The organism is Robiginitalea sp. SC105, assembly GCF_014243345.1.
Classification (GTDB): Bacteria; Bacteroidota; Bacteroidia; order Flavobacteriales; family Flavobacteriaceae; genus Robiginitalea.
This window is the reverse complement of the sequence record NZ_JACLZF010000002.1, coordinates 637226-652406: the sequence shown is the minus strand read 5'-3', so window position 1 is coordinate 652406 and position 15181 is coordinate 637226. Positions and strand designations below refer to the sequence as shown.

Here is a 15181-nt window from a genome sequence, read left to right as displayed (position 1 = left end):
TGGGGAAAGAATTCAAATATCCCACAAGGGATCAGCAAATTGACATTAAAGTCAACTACGAGTTACCAGCGTATTTCCTAATGCCTTTAAATTATAAAATTCTGAGTAAATAACCGCTAAGTAGTAGCCGTTAGTCCTGCAATTCTTTACTGATATCCCCCAGGATACTCTCAGCTTTCTTTTGCATATTGATCATTGAAATCTCCCTATACCATCCCGAAATATTCCGTATGCGTATGAGGGAATAATGGTATTCGGAATCATTCTTTAATTTTTCAAAATCCAGGGGCCTGGCATAGCCTATCAGATCTCCCGGATTAAAATTGCCCCAGCTATCATAATTGTTTCTTTCTTTCCAGTCTTCATAGTTTGATTCCCAAAATCCATCAAACCGGGTATTCCAAACATTCCTGGAAGCTTCTAACAATTCGCGGGTATATATGTCCCTTTGTTTTGTCGTGAAGTCCGAAGTCCTATAATAACCAATCAGTTTTTGTCTTAATTCTTTACTGCTAATGATGCTCCAGTCAAAAGTTAATTGCAGATTTAGATAAATTTGCCGCCGGAAGAGCCTTTTCAATGGCTGCCAGGTCGTTTTCCAAATCAATTTTTAATACCATTCAGAATTTCCCTTTCCTGCACCTTTCTTTGTCTGTCTTCATTCCAGTTATTCACCTGAAGGGCCAGGAGCAGTTTGGTTTCCTGCTCATCCGTATTACGCTTCTCATTCAGGTCATCCAACTGAAGTGCAATTAAAATACCGATAACTACCAGTAAAATCTCTCCAACAGCATACAAAAGGTATTTGCTGAATTTGTTACCTGAAAGGAGGCGTCGGCGTATTTGGCGGAATAAGCGGAGCATGGCTGAGGTTGGTTGTTGCTCCATTCAAGATAGGGAATTATTTGGTTGGCACGGAACGGTTAAGGCCCGGGTGGCACTGCCCTGAAATAGGGCCGCAGGTGCATGCAGGGGAGGAATGGCGCGGCGGTTGAGCGGACACTGAAAGGCTGCCATCATCCTTCCGGACCACAGAGTGCACCGTAGGGATCAAAAACCGAATTACGACCACATGTCCGTCACAGAAGGACTCCTATTACCAGGATTATGTAGAAAAGTGATGTTGCCGCCAGTTCCAGGGTAACGTACTGTTTATGGGCCTGGACAAATTCCTGGGAAGCATTTTCTTCCGGTCCCGGAGCTAACCGTACAAACTTGGGTTCGGCAACATTGTCAATAATGGGCCCCAGCACCCAGGTCAATGCCACTAAAACGATCTTGGCGATGAGTAAGGGTGTAAAAGTGTAGCCCATGATCAACCACCCAATCCCGGATAAAGTCAGAATAACCAAGCCTGAGATTATGAGCCGGGTGATGGGTTTGACCACCTTGAGAAAGGCCAGGATGAACGTATGGTCCGATTTGCTTTTCAAAAGCAGAACGAGCTTTACGGTGGCGGCCCCGACTCCCAATGCGACCCCAACAACGTGCGCTATATACAGAAACGTTGAAACAAGAACCATAGACCTTGTGATTTTTATCTTAAAGGTACAAAATTGATGTCATCCCATATCCCGTTAACGTATTGATTTTTAGTTGGATCGCCTGTCGGAATATACCCTGCCTGACGATGTTTTTGGCGAATATTTCGGAGCGCTTACCCGGTTTATTGATAAGGAGAAACCCTACCTCGAATATGATATTACGCTAAAGGAACTTTCCGACAAACCGGGGATCTCCCCTATTGCATACAGCAGTTACTTCCTGAACTTATTATCAGTTAGAAGTCATTGGCGGATCTGGCGGAAGAAGCGGAGCATTGGTTGAGGTTGGTTGCCAAATCAAATTACAAAAAATAATCTTTCAGAAATTGAATGTGCTAATTATCAGAATAGAGTTTCTAAAACCGGGCATTATACTCCAGGGTTGCCGGCGACCGTCTGATAATGTCGTTTTTTTACAATCACAGCGGTTTATTTGGTAATACATTTTGGCTCAGGTTAAAATGACCTGATAAGAGTTAAACGATTATTAACCATAAAAACCGAGTCAGATGATCAAAGTTTCAGAAATCGCGCCAGATGTTTACCGGATATCGGTATTTGTCAAAGACTTTAATTTACAGTTCAATCATTTTCTGATTGATGATGATGAGCCCATGCTGTATCATGCCGGGATGAAGCAAATGTTTCCTGTTTTAAGGGAAGCGGTAAGTAAAATTATCGATCCCTCAAAATTAATGTGGATTGGTTTTAGTCATTTTGAAGTGGATGAGTGCGGGGCGCTCAACGAATGGCTGCAGGTAGCGCCCAACGCCAAAGCGGTATGCAGTGAAGTAGGCGCCATAGTAAATATGGGGGATTTTGCCATCAGACCAGCATTTGCCATGGCAGATAATACCGTATTAAATACAGGAAAGCATAACTATCGCTTTATCAAAACACCTCATTTGCCCCATGGCTGGGATGCTGGTGTAATGTTTGAAGAAACCAACGGAACGTTGTTGTGTTCCGATCTGTTCCATCAAAATGGGTTAACGGATGATATTACAGATAAAGATATTCTGGCCGCGCATAAAAGTTCATTGCTCGATTATGAAAAGGGGCCATTAATGGAATATTCACCGTATTCAACACGAACACCGAAATTGCTTAACTCCCTGGCAGATCTAAAGCCCAAAACCCTGGCAACTATGCATGGGGCTTCCTTTAACGGGGACTGTAGTCAAGCCCTGAGAGACCTCAATATCGTGATGAGGGAACTATGGGGAGGTGAACCGAAGTAAAACCAGACAGGAGCCCCAAAACCACTCGCGGTAAAATTTTGGGGCCCTGTCAAATAGGAAGATCCGGTTATATTATTGTCTGTAAATTAATTACCTTGGGAATACCCGGTTAGGCCAATATGAATAATCTGATTATAGAATACCTGCCATGCCAGAAGCTCAGGCCCTTCCTAGAATTGTACTGGGAAGGAAGTTTTAATGCAGATGCATCCGGGCGAATATCCATGCAAACGGTTCCGAACGGCTGCCTGGAACTGATATTTCATCTTAACGATTTGCATTGTGATCTTGAAAAAGACCATACGTGGTCCCAGAGTCCGGACTATATGGTAATTGGGTTACACACCAAGCCCTATGAGGTCAGGTTTAAGAATTTCGTCAAAGTCTTTTCTATACGCTTTAAACCGGAAGGTCTTTATGGCATTTTTGGGGTGCCGGCCTCAGAACTGAAAGACACCTACCATGATATGGCACTGATATTAGGTGACCGATTCATGGATTTCAGCAATAGGCTGAAAGAAGAAAAAAGTGTTGTTTCCATGATCAGGCAAACCGAACAATTTTTGTTAAAGAACCTGATGGACAGTAAAATTGACATGAACTACATCAATGTTGCTGCGGAACTGATCAGGAACAAAAAAGGGGTTAAGATAGAAGATCTCCCAGGGCAGGTATGTATCAGCCAGCGTCAGTTGGAAAGGGAATTTAAGAATAAGGTTGGTATCAGCCCGAAACACTATCTGCGCATTATCAGGATAAACGAAGTACTTCGCTTGCTAAAAGGTAATAAGGCCATTGATTTAACAAGTGTTGCTTACCATTGCGGCTATTATGACCAGGCTCATTTTATAAATGATTTTAAGAATATAACCGGTGAGAAACCCGGCATTTTTGTCAGGGATAAAGGTCAGTTTATTGCCGTCCCGGGGCTGGCACACTATACCCATTAATCGTGTAACACCATCCTTTATCTCCATTTACAGTCATATAGATTTTACACATTACAATCTAAGATTCACACTTAGATTTATATGAAAACAAATAAAGTATTATCCTTAAAGAGCCACACAACCCGGATACCATAAAAGTTGACATCATGCCACCCGACTGGTTATAAGTGACTTAGATTCCCGGGTCCAACTAGCGAAGCGAAATTAACCCCAGCGGAGCCCCACACAACCTAATTTGGTTAATCTTCACCCTGAAGGATCCTTATCGCATCCTTACTTTTCTCAATAATTTGATTGTGCGTTTCGATCATTACCACATGGTAACTCGCCAGGCTATTGAACTTGTTTTGTCTGTGTAAAAGCCCCTGGGCCATTGCTTCAGGGTCTTTTTTCATGCCAATTGCTTCATAGAAATCTTTTTTGTTCGGCCTCCAATTACCCAGGTATTTTTGTTCTTCATTTGCCTCGTGAAAAAACACGGTCATCAATTTTTCGGCAACCAGCTGAGCCCTTTCCTGGGCTTGGGACAATTCTGACATGATATGTTGTTGTTCCTCATTTAACAAATTCATATTGCCCGATGATTTCATATCCTCAAAGGTGTAATTGACTGGAAAGTAGCGGTTGAGTTCAATGTCAACCTTGGATGAGATATCGAGGTTCTCCTCTATGGAAACCCTGTTCGAATCAAAAAATCTATAATAGCTTTGTATATTGGCTATGGTCTTACGTCGCAATTCCATAGCGATTTTGATGTTGGTAGTATCCTGGACAATGTCGCTTATAAGCCTATCGCGATAGGCCCCTGCACTAATATCCGACTTACGGCCCTCGTTCCAGTTGTCAATCTGCAAAGCAATCAGAATCCCGATCACCACCAGCAGGATCTCCCCTACCGCATACAGCAGGTACTTGCTGAATTTGCTATCAGTGAGGAGGCGTTGACGAAGCTGGCGGAAGTATCGGAGCATGGACCCAAGGTTGGTTACCTTATCAAATTACAAAAATTAGATGTGATAATTATACGGAAGAAAGCGGCCTTGTTTATGTGCTGTAGGAGTCTTGTACTAGTCAAATTTCCCGTCGAGCCAGTGAATGATGTTTAGGAGCAGCCTATAATTTTCAGGAGCAACCGGGTTGTTCATTCCCATCTTTCGTTTCTCTGATCCTGCGAGCTGAGCGCTAAACATTGCCGCTTCCCCAAAAGCCACTACTCTGCCTTCGCCAAACTTCATGTAGGCCCCCTGGCACATTCCCCCAACGTTAAACCTTTCGGTAGTGTTGTCGAATTCCCAGGCTACCTCAGGAAGGAAATTTATATACCTTTCGTCGAATACCAGGATGGGTGTTGCATTTTCGGGGATCTTAAAGGCCTGGCCTGTAAAACTTGCTATTTGGCTAACGCTTTCCGACTTCTCCCGTCCTTTTGTAATAGAGCTCGAAATAAGCGTTTCATCTTCATAATTGAAAAGAGCCGGGCCCCGGGAAATTGTGTCAAAGACAAAACCATTGGTAAATTCAAAGCCAAAGACAAGGGCGAGGTCCTCCGCTGCACCCGCCATCGGCATATGGTCAGCGATCAAAAACAGGTTCCCTCCGTTATTTACCCAGTTTTGCAGCACCTCAATTTCCTCCCTTGAGAAGGCCGATGGGTTGGGTAATGACCAGTCTTCAACATTTGCCTCATTCAAAGCGTTTGAAATAACCAGGATCTTTCCCTGCTCCAGTTCCTCCATTGTGAACGCTCCTGTGTATTGCTCAACCTGATATCCATCTCGCTCCAGTAAATTGGAGAAGGATTTGTACCGCCCGTTCTTTGTGTGAAAGTTATGGTGCCCTTCATCTATAAAGATCACAGGACCTTCTCCAGTTCCATACTCAGGCGCTGGAATTTCCGGATTATAATTAATGTCCGCCACTTGTTGTGAAAACAATATGCTGCTGAAAAAAAATAATGCCAACAGGCTTAACACTGCCCTTAAATTCAAATCATTTGGCTGTCTCATGTTCATTCTATTATAAAGTAGTTGGTATCCTTGTAAGGACGGCTAATAGTGGTCCATAATTGACGAATCTGGCGGAAGAAGCGGAGCATCGGATTACTGTATGGTATCTGATTCCCTCCCGATATTATCTGAGAAGTAGAAACGTATTTTCAAAGAATCTTTTTCCCTGACCAGGAAGGCACTTTCCAACCATTGATTTTTGAGCTTGATTCTAAAGGAATCTGACCGCACAATGAAGGTTCCCTGATTAAATAATCGCACATGTGCCGAATGTTCATCTAAAGACACCTTAAAATCGCTGAGTTCCCAATCGGTTTTAAGAATCGGCCCTGCCTCCGACACAAATTCCCTGAATTCCTCCCGGTTCATTTTCAAGCCGTCCTCGAAGATCATGAAGTCTCCGGTGATATAATGATCCAGGAGTTCAGGATTGTCATTCTCCACATCCAAGGCCTTAAAAAAACCCTCGATAGTTGAAATTACTTCCGATTCGGTAATGGACTCCTGAGGGGAGGAACATCCCGCCATAATAACCATTAGAATTATAAACCTAGTCTTCATGATCCATGGTTAAAAATTGGTTCTGTACTATTCAGAAGGGAAGAAAACTGCCCATTCCCTATTAAGTATTCCATACAAATAACAAAATATGGATTTAATTCCTATACAGGCGTGATTGATAATTCCAACCAAGTACATTATGCTGGATTTCAAATGTTTTGAATCAATGAATCCCCAAATCAGGATATTCAGGAAGAACAGGAATCAATCACCTCTTCAATGCGATTTAAGAGCCCCTTGTTAGTCTCCAGAAGATCATCCGCCAGGGACAGATGTACCATGCTTATGCGATAGCGATAATGTATCTGATTTACTAACTCTAACTCTTCAAGGGGATGGTTCAGTCGTTTGGCAACGTAATCGAAATAATCAGATTCGAACTCCGGGGGTCGATTGAACTTTTCCTTGATGTATCCCTTTTCCAGGATGTTTTTACTCCATTTTATCTGGGCATTTGGAACGTAATGGGTGCTTACCTGCAAGGCCAATGGAGCAAAATGATTATCTATGTACTCATTGTTTTGACGGATGATGGTCTCATACTGCTCAACCGTTTGAAAGTACAGCATGATGCTTTGTTTCAGTTTTTGATCCGTCAGTAAATTTAATTCTCCTGTGGAAAGGAGTTCCATATAGGTCGAATTGTGCTTACGAAACGTGCTCCTGTTATTCAAAATACTAAGCTGTCTTGAAAACGCCTCATCCACCGAAATCGCTCCCCGGTCATAATATGCCTGTAAAAGTGCTTCTGCATTAAAGATTACATCCTTGTCGAACCCGGCATAGGTTTCCAGGAAATTCTTTTCGGTTGTAAGATCGGCCAACAAGCTGGATAGGTATTCGCATTCCTTTGAGCGGGCCATTTTATTTTCCTGGTAGGTGTTGACCTGCAACGCAATCAAAATCCCGATCACCACCAGCAGGATCTCCCCTATTGCATACAGCAGATACTTGCTGAACTTGTTATCGGTGAGGAGGCGCTGACGAATCTGACGGAAGAAGCGGAGCATCGGTTAAAGTTGGTTATTGCTCCTTTCAAGATAAGGAAATAATGGGACTGCGGTTAACTATCAGGTCTCAGGAGTTTATGGCGAAGGCCCTTGAATAATATTGCCGCAGGTCAGTTGATCAATTGGGCATTGATGCGCTCAAGCAACTGTTGTGATGAAGCTGCCTCCGCCTGCAATTTTCCAATCAGGTCCCGGCTGTTCAAAATACAGAGGGAAAAGCCATTCTTGAAAGCAGGATCTGCAAGCAAGGTGGCAACCACACCAGGGTCTATTGGTTTTGAATCCGGTCGGTCCCCTTCATTGTCCGTAAAGGCCTGGTAGCTCCTGTAGGATTGCCACACATCTCCTATTCGGAAAAAGGGACCGTAGAGGTACTCCTGGTAGTCGAATCGCATGTGCTCCTGGGCCACGTCGATCCTGTCGAAGGCGAACTCCATCTTCAGCAGTCCACTTTTCAATTGCTCATCCGAAAGGATGCCCAGGCTCCCGGAGCTGATAAGCTCCTTCAGGGTGCTGTTGTTGCGAAGGAAGGGGTCCCAGCGCATCACCTCCATGGCGTGGTAATTAAAGGAATTCTGATCCGGTACGCCGGCATCCTCAAAGTAAGCGATCATTATCTCCGCGGAACGTATAACTTTTTGGTAACGGGCAATACAGCGCTCCAACTCATTTAGGTTGAGCTGGAGGTCCGAGCGCAACCCCTGCAGAAATACCAGCTCCCGGGACCGGGTTTGTGCTGATTCGCTGTAGTTGTTGACCTGCAACGCAATCAAGATCCCGATCACCACCAGCAAAATTTCCCCCACCGCATACAGCAGGTACTTGCTGAACTTATTATCGGTGAGCAGGCTTTGTCGGATTTGTCGGAAGAATGAAATCACTGGAAAGTTGGCTGGTAATTCATTCTAAGATAACATATATAAGCGACTTAATACCTTTATCTGCCGGGCTTTGGAAAATGTCATGGGATCCAAGGGTATTAATCCCAAAGGTGAATGCGCTGCATGATTTCCCGGATTCTTGAATTCTCAAAAAACCATTGGGGTTTACTGGGATGCCTGATGGCCCAGTAGGGAAGGTTCGGATCCCTGCGGATATACATGCGCTCGATCCACTGGACGGTTTTCTCCCTGTTTTCAGCAAGTTCATAAAACGTTGTAATCAGAGATGCAGGCACATAGTGTCCGGCGGAGATGGATTCCAGAGAATCTGCGGTGACACCAAGGGCGTTTTTTAACCCCTCCTTTTCAAAGGTGGCTTCCAGCAACAGTGCCATGTCGGGCAGCCCCAAACCTTTAAGCTGCCCGCTTTTGAAGTGTATCAGGCTGTCGTACTTGTTTTCAACAAAATATAAATAATCAATACCCCATTCGTTTTCCGCACCTTTAAACGTTTCGCGAAGGGCTTCCACCTGTCCGCTATGAACCAGCATGGCCCTGTAGAAATTAAGGATAAGCGGGTTTTTCGGATCCAGTTCCTGTGCCTTCCCAATGTGTTCCCAGGCGCTTTCCCACCGGCTCTGCATCATCAGGAAGTGGGCGTTAAACGCATGGGCCTCGGCAAAATTCGGATTCAATTCCAGGCACCTGTCCAGGGCTTTGTTGCATTCCTCCCATTTGTAATCGTAAGCCAGCCTGGTGGCGTGCCAGCGCCAGATCTCGGCATCGGTACTGTCCAGCGCAAAGGACTTTTGAATATACTCAGCTATTTTGGGTTCCGTAACCTCCGGCGGATAGTTGAAGAAGGGCAGCTGCTTCCGCGCCACCCATACCCCTGCGAGACCCGCATAGGCCGGGGCAAACCCCGGATCGATTTCAAGCGATTCCCGGAAGTTTTCCGCTGCGGTTTCTATGAGTTGGGGTGTGAGAAAAGAAAGATTGAATTTGCCCCTCAGGTAATATTCATAGGCTTCAGGGTCAATGGCTTTTGATGTTTCCAGTTTGTCCTCTTCCTCCGGGGACAGGGCCATGTTGATCTCATCGGTTATGGACTGGACGATATCATCGTACAGGCTTAATACCTTTTCCTTTTCGAGTTCAAAGGATTTGGTCCATAACTGGAGCTCCCGGGGCATATCCCCGATCAGGCGGAGCTGGATTTTAAGTTCTGTCCCCGCTGCCGGAAGCATGGACCCCTCGACAATTGCATCCACCTGGAGTTCATCGGCAATTTCGTGGAGGCTTTTATCCGTGCCTGCATAGTGTTCCGAAGAGGTTCTTGAAATAATCCTAAGGCCACTTACCGTACCCATCTGACCAATGAGCTCATCGTGCATCCCCCGGGCCATTACTTCCTGATCGGGATCTCCAGTGAGATTTGCAAAAGGCAGGATGGCGATCGATCGTACCGAGGAAGCCAGTTCCTTCTGACTTTTGCGAAACTGTAGCAACCGGAGTTCCGTTGGCCGCAAGTGGTTTGGATTGAAGTATCCATAGGCAATAACGCCTATTGCAATGGTCAGGTTCAAAAGGTGTATCCAAATGGCTTTCCGCGTGAATTTCCGGTTGTGCCATTCGTGGATCAGGGCGGCGGGCAGCCCGAATATAACGAGGATGACCAGTACATCCGGAAGCGTACCCTGCAACTGGTACTTATCGACAATAAAATTAAAAAGTTCAATGAATACGCCCGCCGTACCGAGATATACGACCAGGGTCTTGCCCAGATTTCTATTTCCGGAGGCAGAAGCGTCCATGGGCCCCTAATTTCCAATTGATAAGCAGTACCTTCAAGTTACGAATTTCAACCCAATTGCTTCAGGTTTATTATTAGGAGGGAAAATAGCCATTCAATAAAATAGACAACATGATCTGAATCAGCTTTTCTGGAGATCGATGCATTACCGTTCTAGGGAATATCGGATTCGCCTGTAGTGATCAATTTCCGATTCGCCAACATCCGGATAAGGGCCGAGGGAATGCTGTGATTGTCCGTCAAGAATCTGCACGGTGGGCGTATGGAGGGACCGGCCGGATGGTATCCTCACAGACCCGGGCTACACGGGATTCACACAAAGTGCACCTTTATTCCTTCCGAACGGTAAAGTATATCAGGCGAATGAAGAGGTATATATTGAAGATAAAAGTGGCAAAAAGCAACACCAGGTAGTTGGTTTTATGATTATTCCCCAAAAATCCCAGGGTTTGCAGAAGCGCGAAAACCATGATGACATGCGTGTATAAAATCACGATTACCGTGATGTTCCCCCCGATGGCAATCTTCCCGGAATGCCTTTTGTTCCTTTTCAGCGCAAATACCTGATAGAGTATCATGGTAAGCAAATAGAGTCCGGAGGACACCCGGAAACTGGTTTCAATCTCAAAGTAACCCTGTAGGATAACCGGGAGAAAGCTAAAAATTGTGATGATGCTCGCCACCTCGATCATCATGTAGAACCGGATCAGGTTCAGACTGTCCCGGACAGTCCAGTTTTTGTGGCCCGGCCTGAGGATGGAGAAGAGGGCGGCAAAACCGGCAATACTAATGGTAATCTCGCCCAATGCGTAAAATTCTTCCATGGCATTCTATTTAAAAGTATACAATCAGAATTCCTGTAAATCCTATATAACAAAAGTTGGTGTCTCCACTCCAATCTCATTGGACCGGTACTTCCGAAAACCATTCTCCCCTGCCCATTGTCTGCCTGTTTTCCTGAACAAGTTGATCAAACGGATGATTGGCTGAATAGCTATCTCGTTAGCTCCTGTTCCAATATCCGGCTTATATCCAGTGTATACCCATGCAGTTCCCTGCACCGATTCAACAGGCTTGTGTTAAAGCTCCTGATACCAATGACCGAATTGAGGTACTCCCTGTTTCTTAAAAGGCCTTCATAATCGGATTCCGGAGCAACCGCCTTGTACTTGTCGAATCGCGGCTCATCCAACAGGAAATCGGATAAAGAGACATAGGACCTGAATAATGGCCGCTGGACCCCAATTACGTATTCGATCAGGTCATTTTCAGATTCTTTGTAATTCTTCAGGCGGGCAGGGTAAGAGGTGAGCAGCCTTTTCAGGGAATCATTGCGTATCAAATCAAGGGTGCTGGAGCCAAGCACGGAAGATAGGGTGCCATCAACCAAAACGGTACGGATAAATCCTGTATTCAGGATGTCCGCCTTTATCTTCTCGGACAGCCCGTTTTTCACATCCCCTGCGTGCTCGACTACCAGGCTGTATTCTTCAATTATCCGGGGGATTTCATCCAGTGAAGTTTCGAGGGAGACCAGATTGTACTTGAAGTCCTCCGAAAGGCTTACCAACAATTGTTTTTCACTCTGGCGCGCTTTCCGGCCTTCGTTCCAGTTATCGATCTGCAAAGCGATCAATATCCCGATCACCACCAGCATTATCTCCCCAACGGCATACAAAAAATACTTGCTGAACTTATTATCCGTAAGGAGGCTTCGGCGGATTTTTCGGAAGAAGCGGAGCATTGGTTGAGGTTGGTGGTTGCTCGTTTCAAGGTAAGGAAATAAAACAGGAATTTAGGAAGCGGAACGCAGGCGTGTTGGCATGCGGCTCCAATTCGAATGAAATTAATGGAAGTATGGCGAAATTTTGCTACCTTAATGAAGGTTAATAGGCTGTATTTTATAATGTTAGGCGCTGTAACGACGTACTCTTGCTGCACCCAAAAATCACTTTCATGGGATTTTACAATAAAATAATTCTGCCGAAAGTAATCGACTGGACCTGCGGGCAATCCCCCACGATGAAACAGCGGGAAAAAGTAATTCCTCAAGCCTCAGGTGACGTGCTTGAAATTGGTATCGGATCCGGACTGAACCTTCCCTTTTATGATGCGACAAGCGTAAAAAGCGTCATCGGTATCGATCCTTCTCCGGAAATTTGGAAAGAAAGAGACGGGGATCCGGATAACTTACCCTTTCAGTTCCGTTACATTGAAACCGGTGCCGAGGATATACCGCTGGGTAACAATAGTATGGATACCGTGGTGGTTACCTATAGTCTTTGCACCATCCCCGATCTGGCTGCTGCCTTCTCAGAAATCAGGCGTACCCTGAAACCTGATGGCAGGTTAATTTTCTGCGAACACGGCAGAGCACCAGACAAGGCCGTGGCGCGATGGCAGAATCGACTCAACCCCTTATGGAAGCGTCTTGGTGGCGGTTGTAACCTCAACCGGGACATACCGGCAATAATCACAAATAATGGATTTGAGATAACCCGTATGCAGACCATGTATATCCCCGGTTGGAAACCGGCCAGCTTCAATTTCTGGGGGACAGCCAAAATCGGTTAGGCCTTTCACGGATTACGCCCCACCCTGAATCTCCCCAAAATCCCTACATTTATTACAAGCAACCAAAACCTTAACCATGAGAGCATCCCTCCTCTTCCTCCTGATTTTGGCCCTGGCAGTGGCCTGTGGCGAAAAAAAAGGCCCCCAGACAGGGGAGCCCGACTTGGAGGAGCCGGAGTGGATCCAACTCTTCAACGGCAAAGACCTTGGCGACTGGCAGCCGAAGATCCGCGGATTTGAACTGGGGGATAACTACCGGGGTACCTTCCGGGTGGAAGACTCCATCCTGAAGGTTTCCTATGCCGATTACGACACCATCGGGGAGACCTACGGGCACCTGTTTTACAAAACCCCGTTTTCCCGCTACCGGCTCCGGGCCGAATACCGCTTTGTGGGCGAACAGGTGGCCGATGGTCCGGAATGGGCCTATCGCAACAACGGCTTCATGCTGCATTGCCAGTCCCCGGCCAGTATGGGCCTCCACCAGGACTTCCCTATTTCCCTGGAAGCGCAACTGTTGGGCGGCAGGGACGAAGGAGAGCGTTCCACCATGAACCTGTGCACGCCCGGTTCCAACGTTGTGATGGACGGGGAACTCCGCACCGAACACTGCATGAACTCCAACTCCAAAACCTTCAGGGGCGACCGATGGGTGACGGTGGAGATGGTGGTACTGGGGGATTCGGTGATCCACCACCTGGTGGAGGGAGACACGGTCATGACCTATTTCAGCCCACGGATGGGGGGCGGGGCCATCAGCGGCTACAAACCCGAAGCCTATGTCGAGGGCCAGCCAATGGCATCCGGGTACATCGCCATACAGGCGGAGAGCCATCCCACCGAATTCCGGAAAATCGAGCTGCAGTTGCTTGAGCAGTAGCCCTGTTTGGCCTGGTCTATTAAATTGACCCCTTTGCCTACAGGAATCCGTCGTTCGTCTACGAATCCGGCTGCGGACGCTTCCCGCGTGTAGCTTTACACGAAAATCCGCAAGATGAAAACGCTGCAATCCCTTATTCCGATCCTGGGCAGCCTGTTCCTGCTGACGGCCTGTTCCAAAGAAACCGATGAAGCTGAGGGGCCCGAGGGGCCCGTTACTGTCCCGGTCGCCACCAATTTTCCCGCCTCCCGGATCCTGGGTGGCCGTACCGGGCAACCCCTCCTGGTAAGCGCAGGCCAGACAGGTTTCTCCACTGTTTACAACGCTGAAGTCGAGGTGTTGAGCGTCGACTCATACGAAGGGCCCGACCGCGAAGAATTTGAAACGGTAGTGCTGGGCCTCTGGACCGGTTACAGTGCTACCACCAATACCTTTTTTGACCCTTCCGGAAATCGGATGTATATCCACTACCCTACTTTCGTGGAAATCGTCAGCATTTTCGGTAATTACCTGAATTTTGAATGGGCTACCACCTATCAGGTTGAATCGGACATCCTGACCTTTACAAGCAAAGCCCAGTCGGCCCTCACGGAATGCTACTGGGGCTATGCGGACTACAAAATCCACTTTGAGGGTACTTTTGAGGCTACGAATAACCGGTTCCTCGGCACCTTTGAGATGACGAGGAACGGGGGGGATCCAATAGAGTCGTCTCAAGCTTTGTTCCTCGATCCCAACGGCGTAACGGTAAAGGCTGCCTCCTGGGCCGAAGCCGGAGATACCGCAAAAATAAACGGCGTGGTGTATCGACTCGTGGATGAGTCCATGCTAAGGGATCTGGTGTCCGCTGACGCCGATTTAAGCCAGGTCTGTACCAGTCGCATAACCAACTTTAGGGGCTTATTCCAAGACGGTGGACCGGTAGGAAGTATCGAATCCTGGGATGTAAGCCATGTGACCGATATGAGCCAGGTTTTCCTCGGGCGCCCGTTTAACCAGCCACTGGAGCACTGGGATCTTGGGGAGGTCAGGTCCATGGAACGCATGTTTTATAAGTCCGGATTCAACCAACCAGTTGGCCATTGGAATGTGAGCAAGGTGCAAAACATGAGGTATGTATTTGCCTTTACCAATTTCAATCAACCCCTGGAGTCCTGGGATGTCGGCCAGGTATTATTTATGGAAGGTATGTTCTATGCCTCCCCGTTCAATCAGCCGATTGGAGACTGGGATACCGCCCAGGTCCTGGACATGAGTTCCATGTTTGGTCAGGCAGACACAGGCCAGGCACCGGATCAGGAGCGAGGTGAAACCTTCAACCAGGAAATCGGGAATTGGGATGTGAGTTCCGTGGTTTTTATGAATTTTATGTTTGTCAGATCCGGGTTTAACAGGGACTTACAAAATTGGGATGTCTCCCGAGTCATATCCATGCAGGGCATGTTTGAACAAGCAGGACAATTCAACCAGGATATCCGTTCCTGGGAGACACAAAGAGTATACAATATGCAGTGGATGTTCCAAGGCGCCCCATCATTTAACCAGGACCTGTCCGGATGGAATGTGCGGGCTGTTCAATTCTGCCGGGATTTTGCTGCAGCTACTCCGCAATGGGAGCTTCCTAAACCCGACTTACGCGATTGCCAAAAGGACCCCGGACAGGACGAGATTTGGTGAGCGGCCGCTGGCAATCCGGACGCGATTTAACTTAATCAAAGGAC

Annotated in this window: 16 protein-coding genes; 5 read left to right on the top strand and 11 right to left on the bottom strand. The window is 46.8% G+C overall.

All coding sequences use genetic code 11. The features are described 5' to 3' along the window. Positions 1 to 130: 130 nt before the first annotated feature. The 3 genes from H7F20_RS12140 to H7F20_RS12130 form a co-directional block, all read right to left on the bottom strand. Positions 131 to 580, bottom strand: a complete 450-nt coding sequence (locus tag H7F20_RS12140) for a hypothetical protein (protein WP_185786445.1) — start codon at positions 578 to 580, stop codon at positions 131 to 133. Positions 581 to 603: 23 nt separating this feature from the next. Continuing rightward, positions 604 to 888, bottom strand: coding sequence for a hypothetical protein (locus H7F20_RS12135; protein WP_185786444.1), 285 nt, complete (start codon positions 886 to 888; stop codon positions 604 to 606). A gap of 191 nt (positions 889 to 1079) precedes the next feature. Further along, positions 1080 to 1523: a hypothetical protein gene (locus H7F20_RS12130; protein WP_185786443.1), complete on the bottom strand. Its 444-nt coding sequence runs from the start codon at positions 1521 to 1523 to the stop codon at positions 1080 to 1082. 530 nt (positions 1524 to 2053) lie between these two features. On the opposite strand from H7F20_RS12130, the gene H7F20_RS12125 reads away from it, so the two are divergent. Continuing rightward, positions 2054 to 2785 (top strand): MBL fold metallo-hydrolase, encoded by a 732-nt coding sequence (locus H7F20_RS12125; RefSeq protein ID WP_185786442.1) that lies wholly within the window; start codon positions 2054 to 2056, stop codon positions 2783 to 2785. A gap of 119 nt (positions 2786 to 2904) precedes the next feature. Then, positions 2905 to 3735: a response regulator transcription factor gene (locus H7F20_RS12120; protein ID WP_185786441.1), complete on the top strand. Its 831-nt coding sequence runs from the start codon at positions 2905 to 2907 to the stop codon at positions 3733 to 3735. Between the two features lie 239 nt (positions 3736 to 3974). On the opposite strand, the gene H7F20_RS12115 is transcribed toward H7F20_RS12120, so the two are convergent. From H7F20_RS12115 to H7F20_RS12080, 8 genes are all read right to left on the bottom strand, one after another. Further along, on the bottom strand, positions 3975 to 4706 hold the full coding sequence (locus tag H7F20_RS12115; RefSeq protein ID WP_185786440.1) for a DUF6090 family protein: 732 nt from the start codon (positions 4704 to 4706) through the stop codon (positions 3975 to 3977). A gap of 96 nt (positions 4707 to 4802) precedes the next feature. Beyond that, positions 4803 to 5741: a DUF4350 domain-containing protein gene (locus H7F20_RS12110; RefSeq protein WP_185786439.1), complete on the bottom strand. Its 939-nt coding sequence runs from the start codon at positions 5739 to 5741 to the stop codon at positions 4803 to 4805. A 93-nt stretch (positions 5742 to 5834) separates the two neighbouring features. Beyond that, positions 5835 to 6302, bottom strand: coding sequence for a hypothetical protein (locus tag H7F20_RS12105; protein WP_185786438.1), 468 nt, complete (start codon positions 6300 to 6302; stop codon positions 5835 to 5837). Between the two features lie 188 nt (positions 6303 to 6490). After that, positions 6491 to 7312 carry a hypothetical protein gene (locus H7F20_RS12100; protein ID WP_185786437.1) on the bottom strand — a complete coding sequence of 274 codons (822 nt, stop codon included), beginning with the start codon at positions 7310 to 7312 and terminating at the stop codon, positions 6491 to 6493. Positions 7313 to 7422: 110 nt separating this feature from the next. Continuing rightward, positions 7423 to 8193 carry a DUF6090 family protein gene (locus H7F20_RS12095; protein ID WP_185786436.1) on the bottom strand — a complete coding sequence of 257 codons (771 nt, stop codon included), beginning with the start codon at positions 8191 to 8193 and terminating at the stop codon, positions 7423 to 7425. Positions 8194 to 8291: 98 nt separating this feature from the next. Beyond that, positions 8292 to 10007, bottom strand: coding sequence for a hypothetical protein (locus tag H7F20_RS12090; protein ID WP_185786435.1), 1716 nt, complete (start codon positions 10005 to 10007; stop codon positions 8292 to 8294). 328 nt (positions 10008 to 10335) lie between these two features. After that, entirely contained in the window at positions 10336 to 10830 is a 495-nt protein-coding gene (locus H7F20_RS12085; protein ID WP_185786434.1) for a hypothetical protein, read from the bottom strand. 170 nt (positions 10831 to 11000) lie between these two features. Next, a complete protein-coding gene (locus H7F20_RS12080; RefSeq protein WP_185786433.1) occupies positions 11001 to 11750 on the bottom strand; it encodes a DUF6090 family protein in 750 nt (249 codons plus the stop codon). A gap of 212 nt (positions 11751 to 11962) precedes the next feature. On the opposite strand from H7F20_RS12080, the gene H7F20_RS12075 reads away from it, so the two are divergent. The 3 genes from H7F20_RS12075 (at position 11963) to H7F20_RS12065 (ending at position 15137) form a co-directional block, all read left to right on the top strand. Beyond that, positions 11963 to 12580, top strand: a complete 618-nt coding sequence (locus H7F20_RS12075; RefSeq protein ID WP_185786432.1) for a class I SAM-dependent methyltransferase — start codon at positions 11963 to 11965, stop codon at positions 12578 to 12580. Between the two features lie 76 nt (positions 12581 to 12656). Next, positions 12657 to 13460, top strand: a complete 804-nt coding sequence (locus H7F20_RS12070; protein WP_185786431.1) for a DUF1080 domain-containing protein — start codon at positions 12657 to 12659, stop codon at positions 13458 to 13460. Positions 13461 to 13574: 114 nt separating this feature from the next. After that, the gene (locus tag H7F20_RS12065) at positions 13575 to 15137 is read left to right on the top strand and encodes a BspA family leucine-rich repeat surface protein (RefSeq protein WP_185786430.1); all 1563 of its coding nucleotides are present in this window, start codon (positions 13575 to 13577) and stop codon (positions 15135 to 15137) included. Positions 15138 to 15181 lie beyond the last annotated feature (44 nt).

Excerpts from the sequence above, each read along its gene's own strand:
- H7F20_RS12110 (WP_185786439.1), bottom strand. The coding sequence starts at position 5,741 with ATGAGACAGCCAAATGATTTGAATTTAAGGGCAGTGTTAAGCCTGTTG.
- H7F20_RS12135 (WP_185786444.1), bottom strand. The coding sequence starts at position 888 with ATGGAGCAACAACCAACCTCAGCCATGCTCCGCTTATTCCGCCAAATA.
- H7F20_RS12120 (WP_185786441.1), top strand. The coding sequence starts at position 2,905 with ATGAATAATCTGATTATAGAATACCTGCCATGCCAGAAGCTCAGGCCC.
- H7F20_RS12105 (WP_185786438.1), bottom strand. The coding sequence starts at position 6,302 with ATGAAGACTAGGTTTATAATTCTAATGGTTATTATGGCGGGATGTTCC.
- H7F20_RS12065 (WP_185786430.1), top strand. The coding sequence starts at position 13,575 with ATGAAAACGCTGCAATCCCTTATTCCGATCCTGGGCAGCCTGTTCCTG.
- H7F20_RS12130 (WP_185786443.1), bottom strand. The coding sequence starts at position 1,523 with ATGGTTCTTGTTTCAACGTTTCTGTATATAGCGCACGTTGTTGGGGTC.
- H7F20_RS12100 (WP_185786437.1), bottom strand. The coding sequence starts at position 7,312 with ATGCTCCGCTTCTTCCGTCAGATTCGTCAGCGCCTCCTCACCGATAAC.
- H7F20_RS12070 (WP_185786431.1), top strand. The coding sequence starts at position 12,657 with ATGAGAGCATCCCTCCTCTTCCTCCTGATTTTGGCCCTGGCAGTGGCC.
- H7F20_RS12080 (WP_185786433.1), bottom strand. The coding sequence starts at position 11,750 with ATGCTCCGCTTCTTCCGAAAAATCCGCCGAAGCCTCCTTACGGATAAT.
- H7F20_RS12115 (WP_185786440.1), bottom strand. The coding sequence starts at position 4,706 with ATGCTCCGATACTTCCGCCAGCTTCGTCAACGCCTCCTCACTGATAGC.
- H7F20_RS12125 (WP_185786442.1), top strand. The coding sequence starts at position 2,054 with ATGATCAAAGTTTCAGAAATCGCGCCAGATGTTTACCGGATATCGGTA.
- H7F20_RS12090 (WP_185786435.1), bottom strand. The coding sequence starts at position 10,007 with ATGGACGCTTCTGCCTCCGGAAATAGAAATCTGGGCAAGACCCTGGTC.
- H7F20_RS12075 (WP_185786432.1), top strand. The coding sequence starts at position 11,963 with ATGGGATTTTACAATAAAATAATTCTGCCGAAAGTAATCGACTGGACC.
- H7F20_RS12085 (WP_185786434.1), bottom strand. The coding sequence starts at position 10,830 with ATGGAAGAATTTTACGCATTGGGCGAGATTACCATTAGTATTGCCGGT.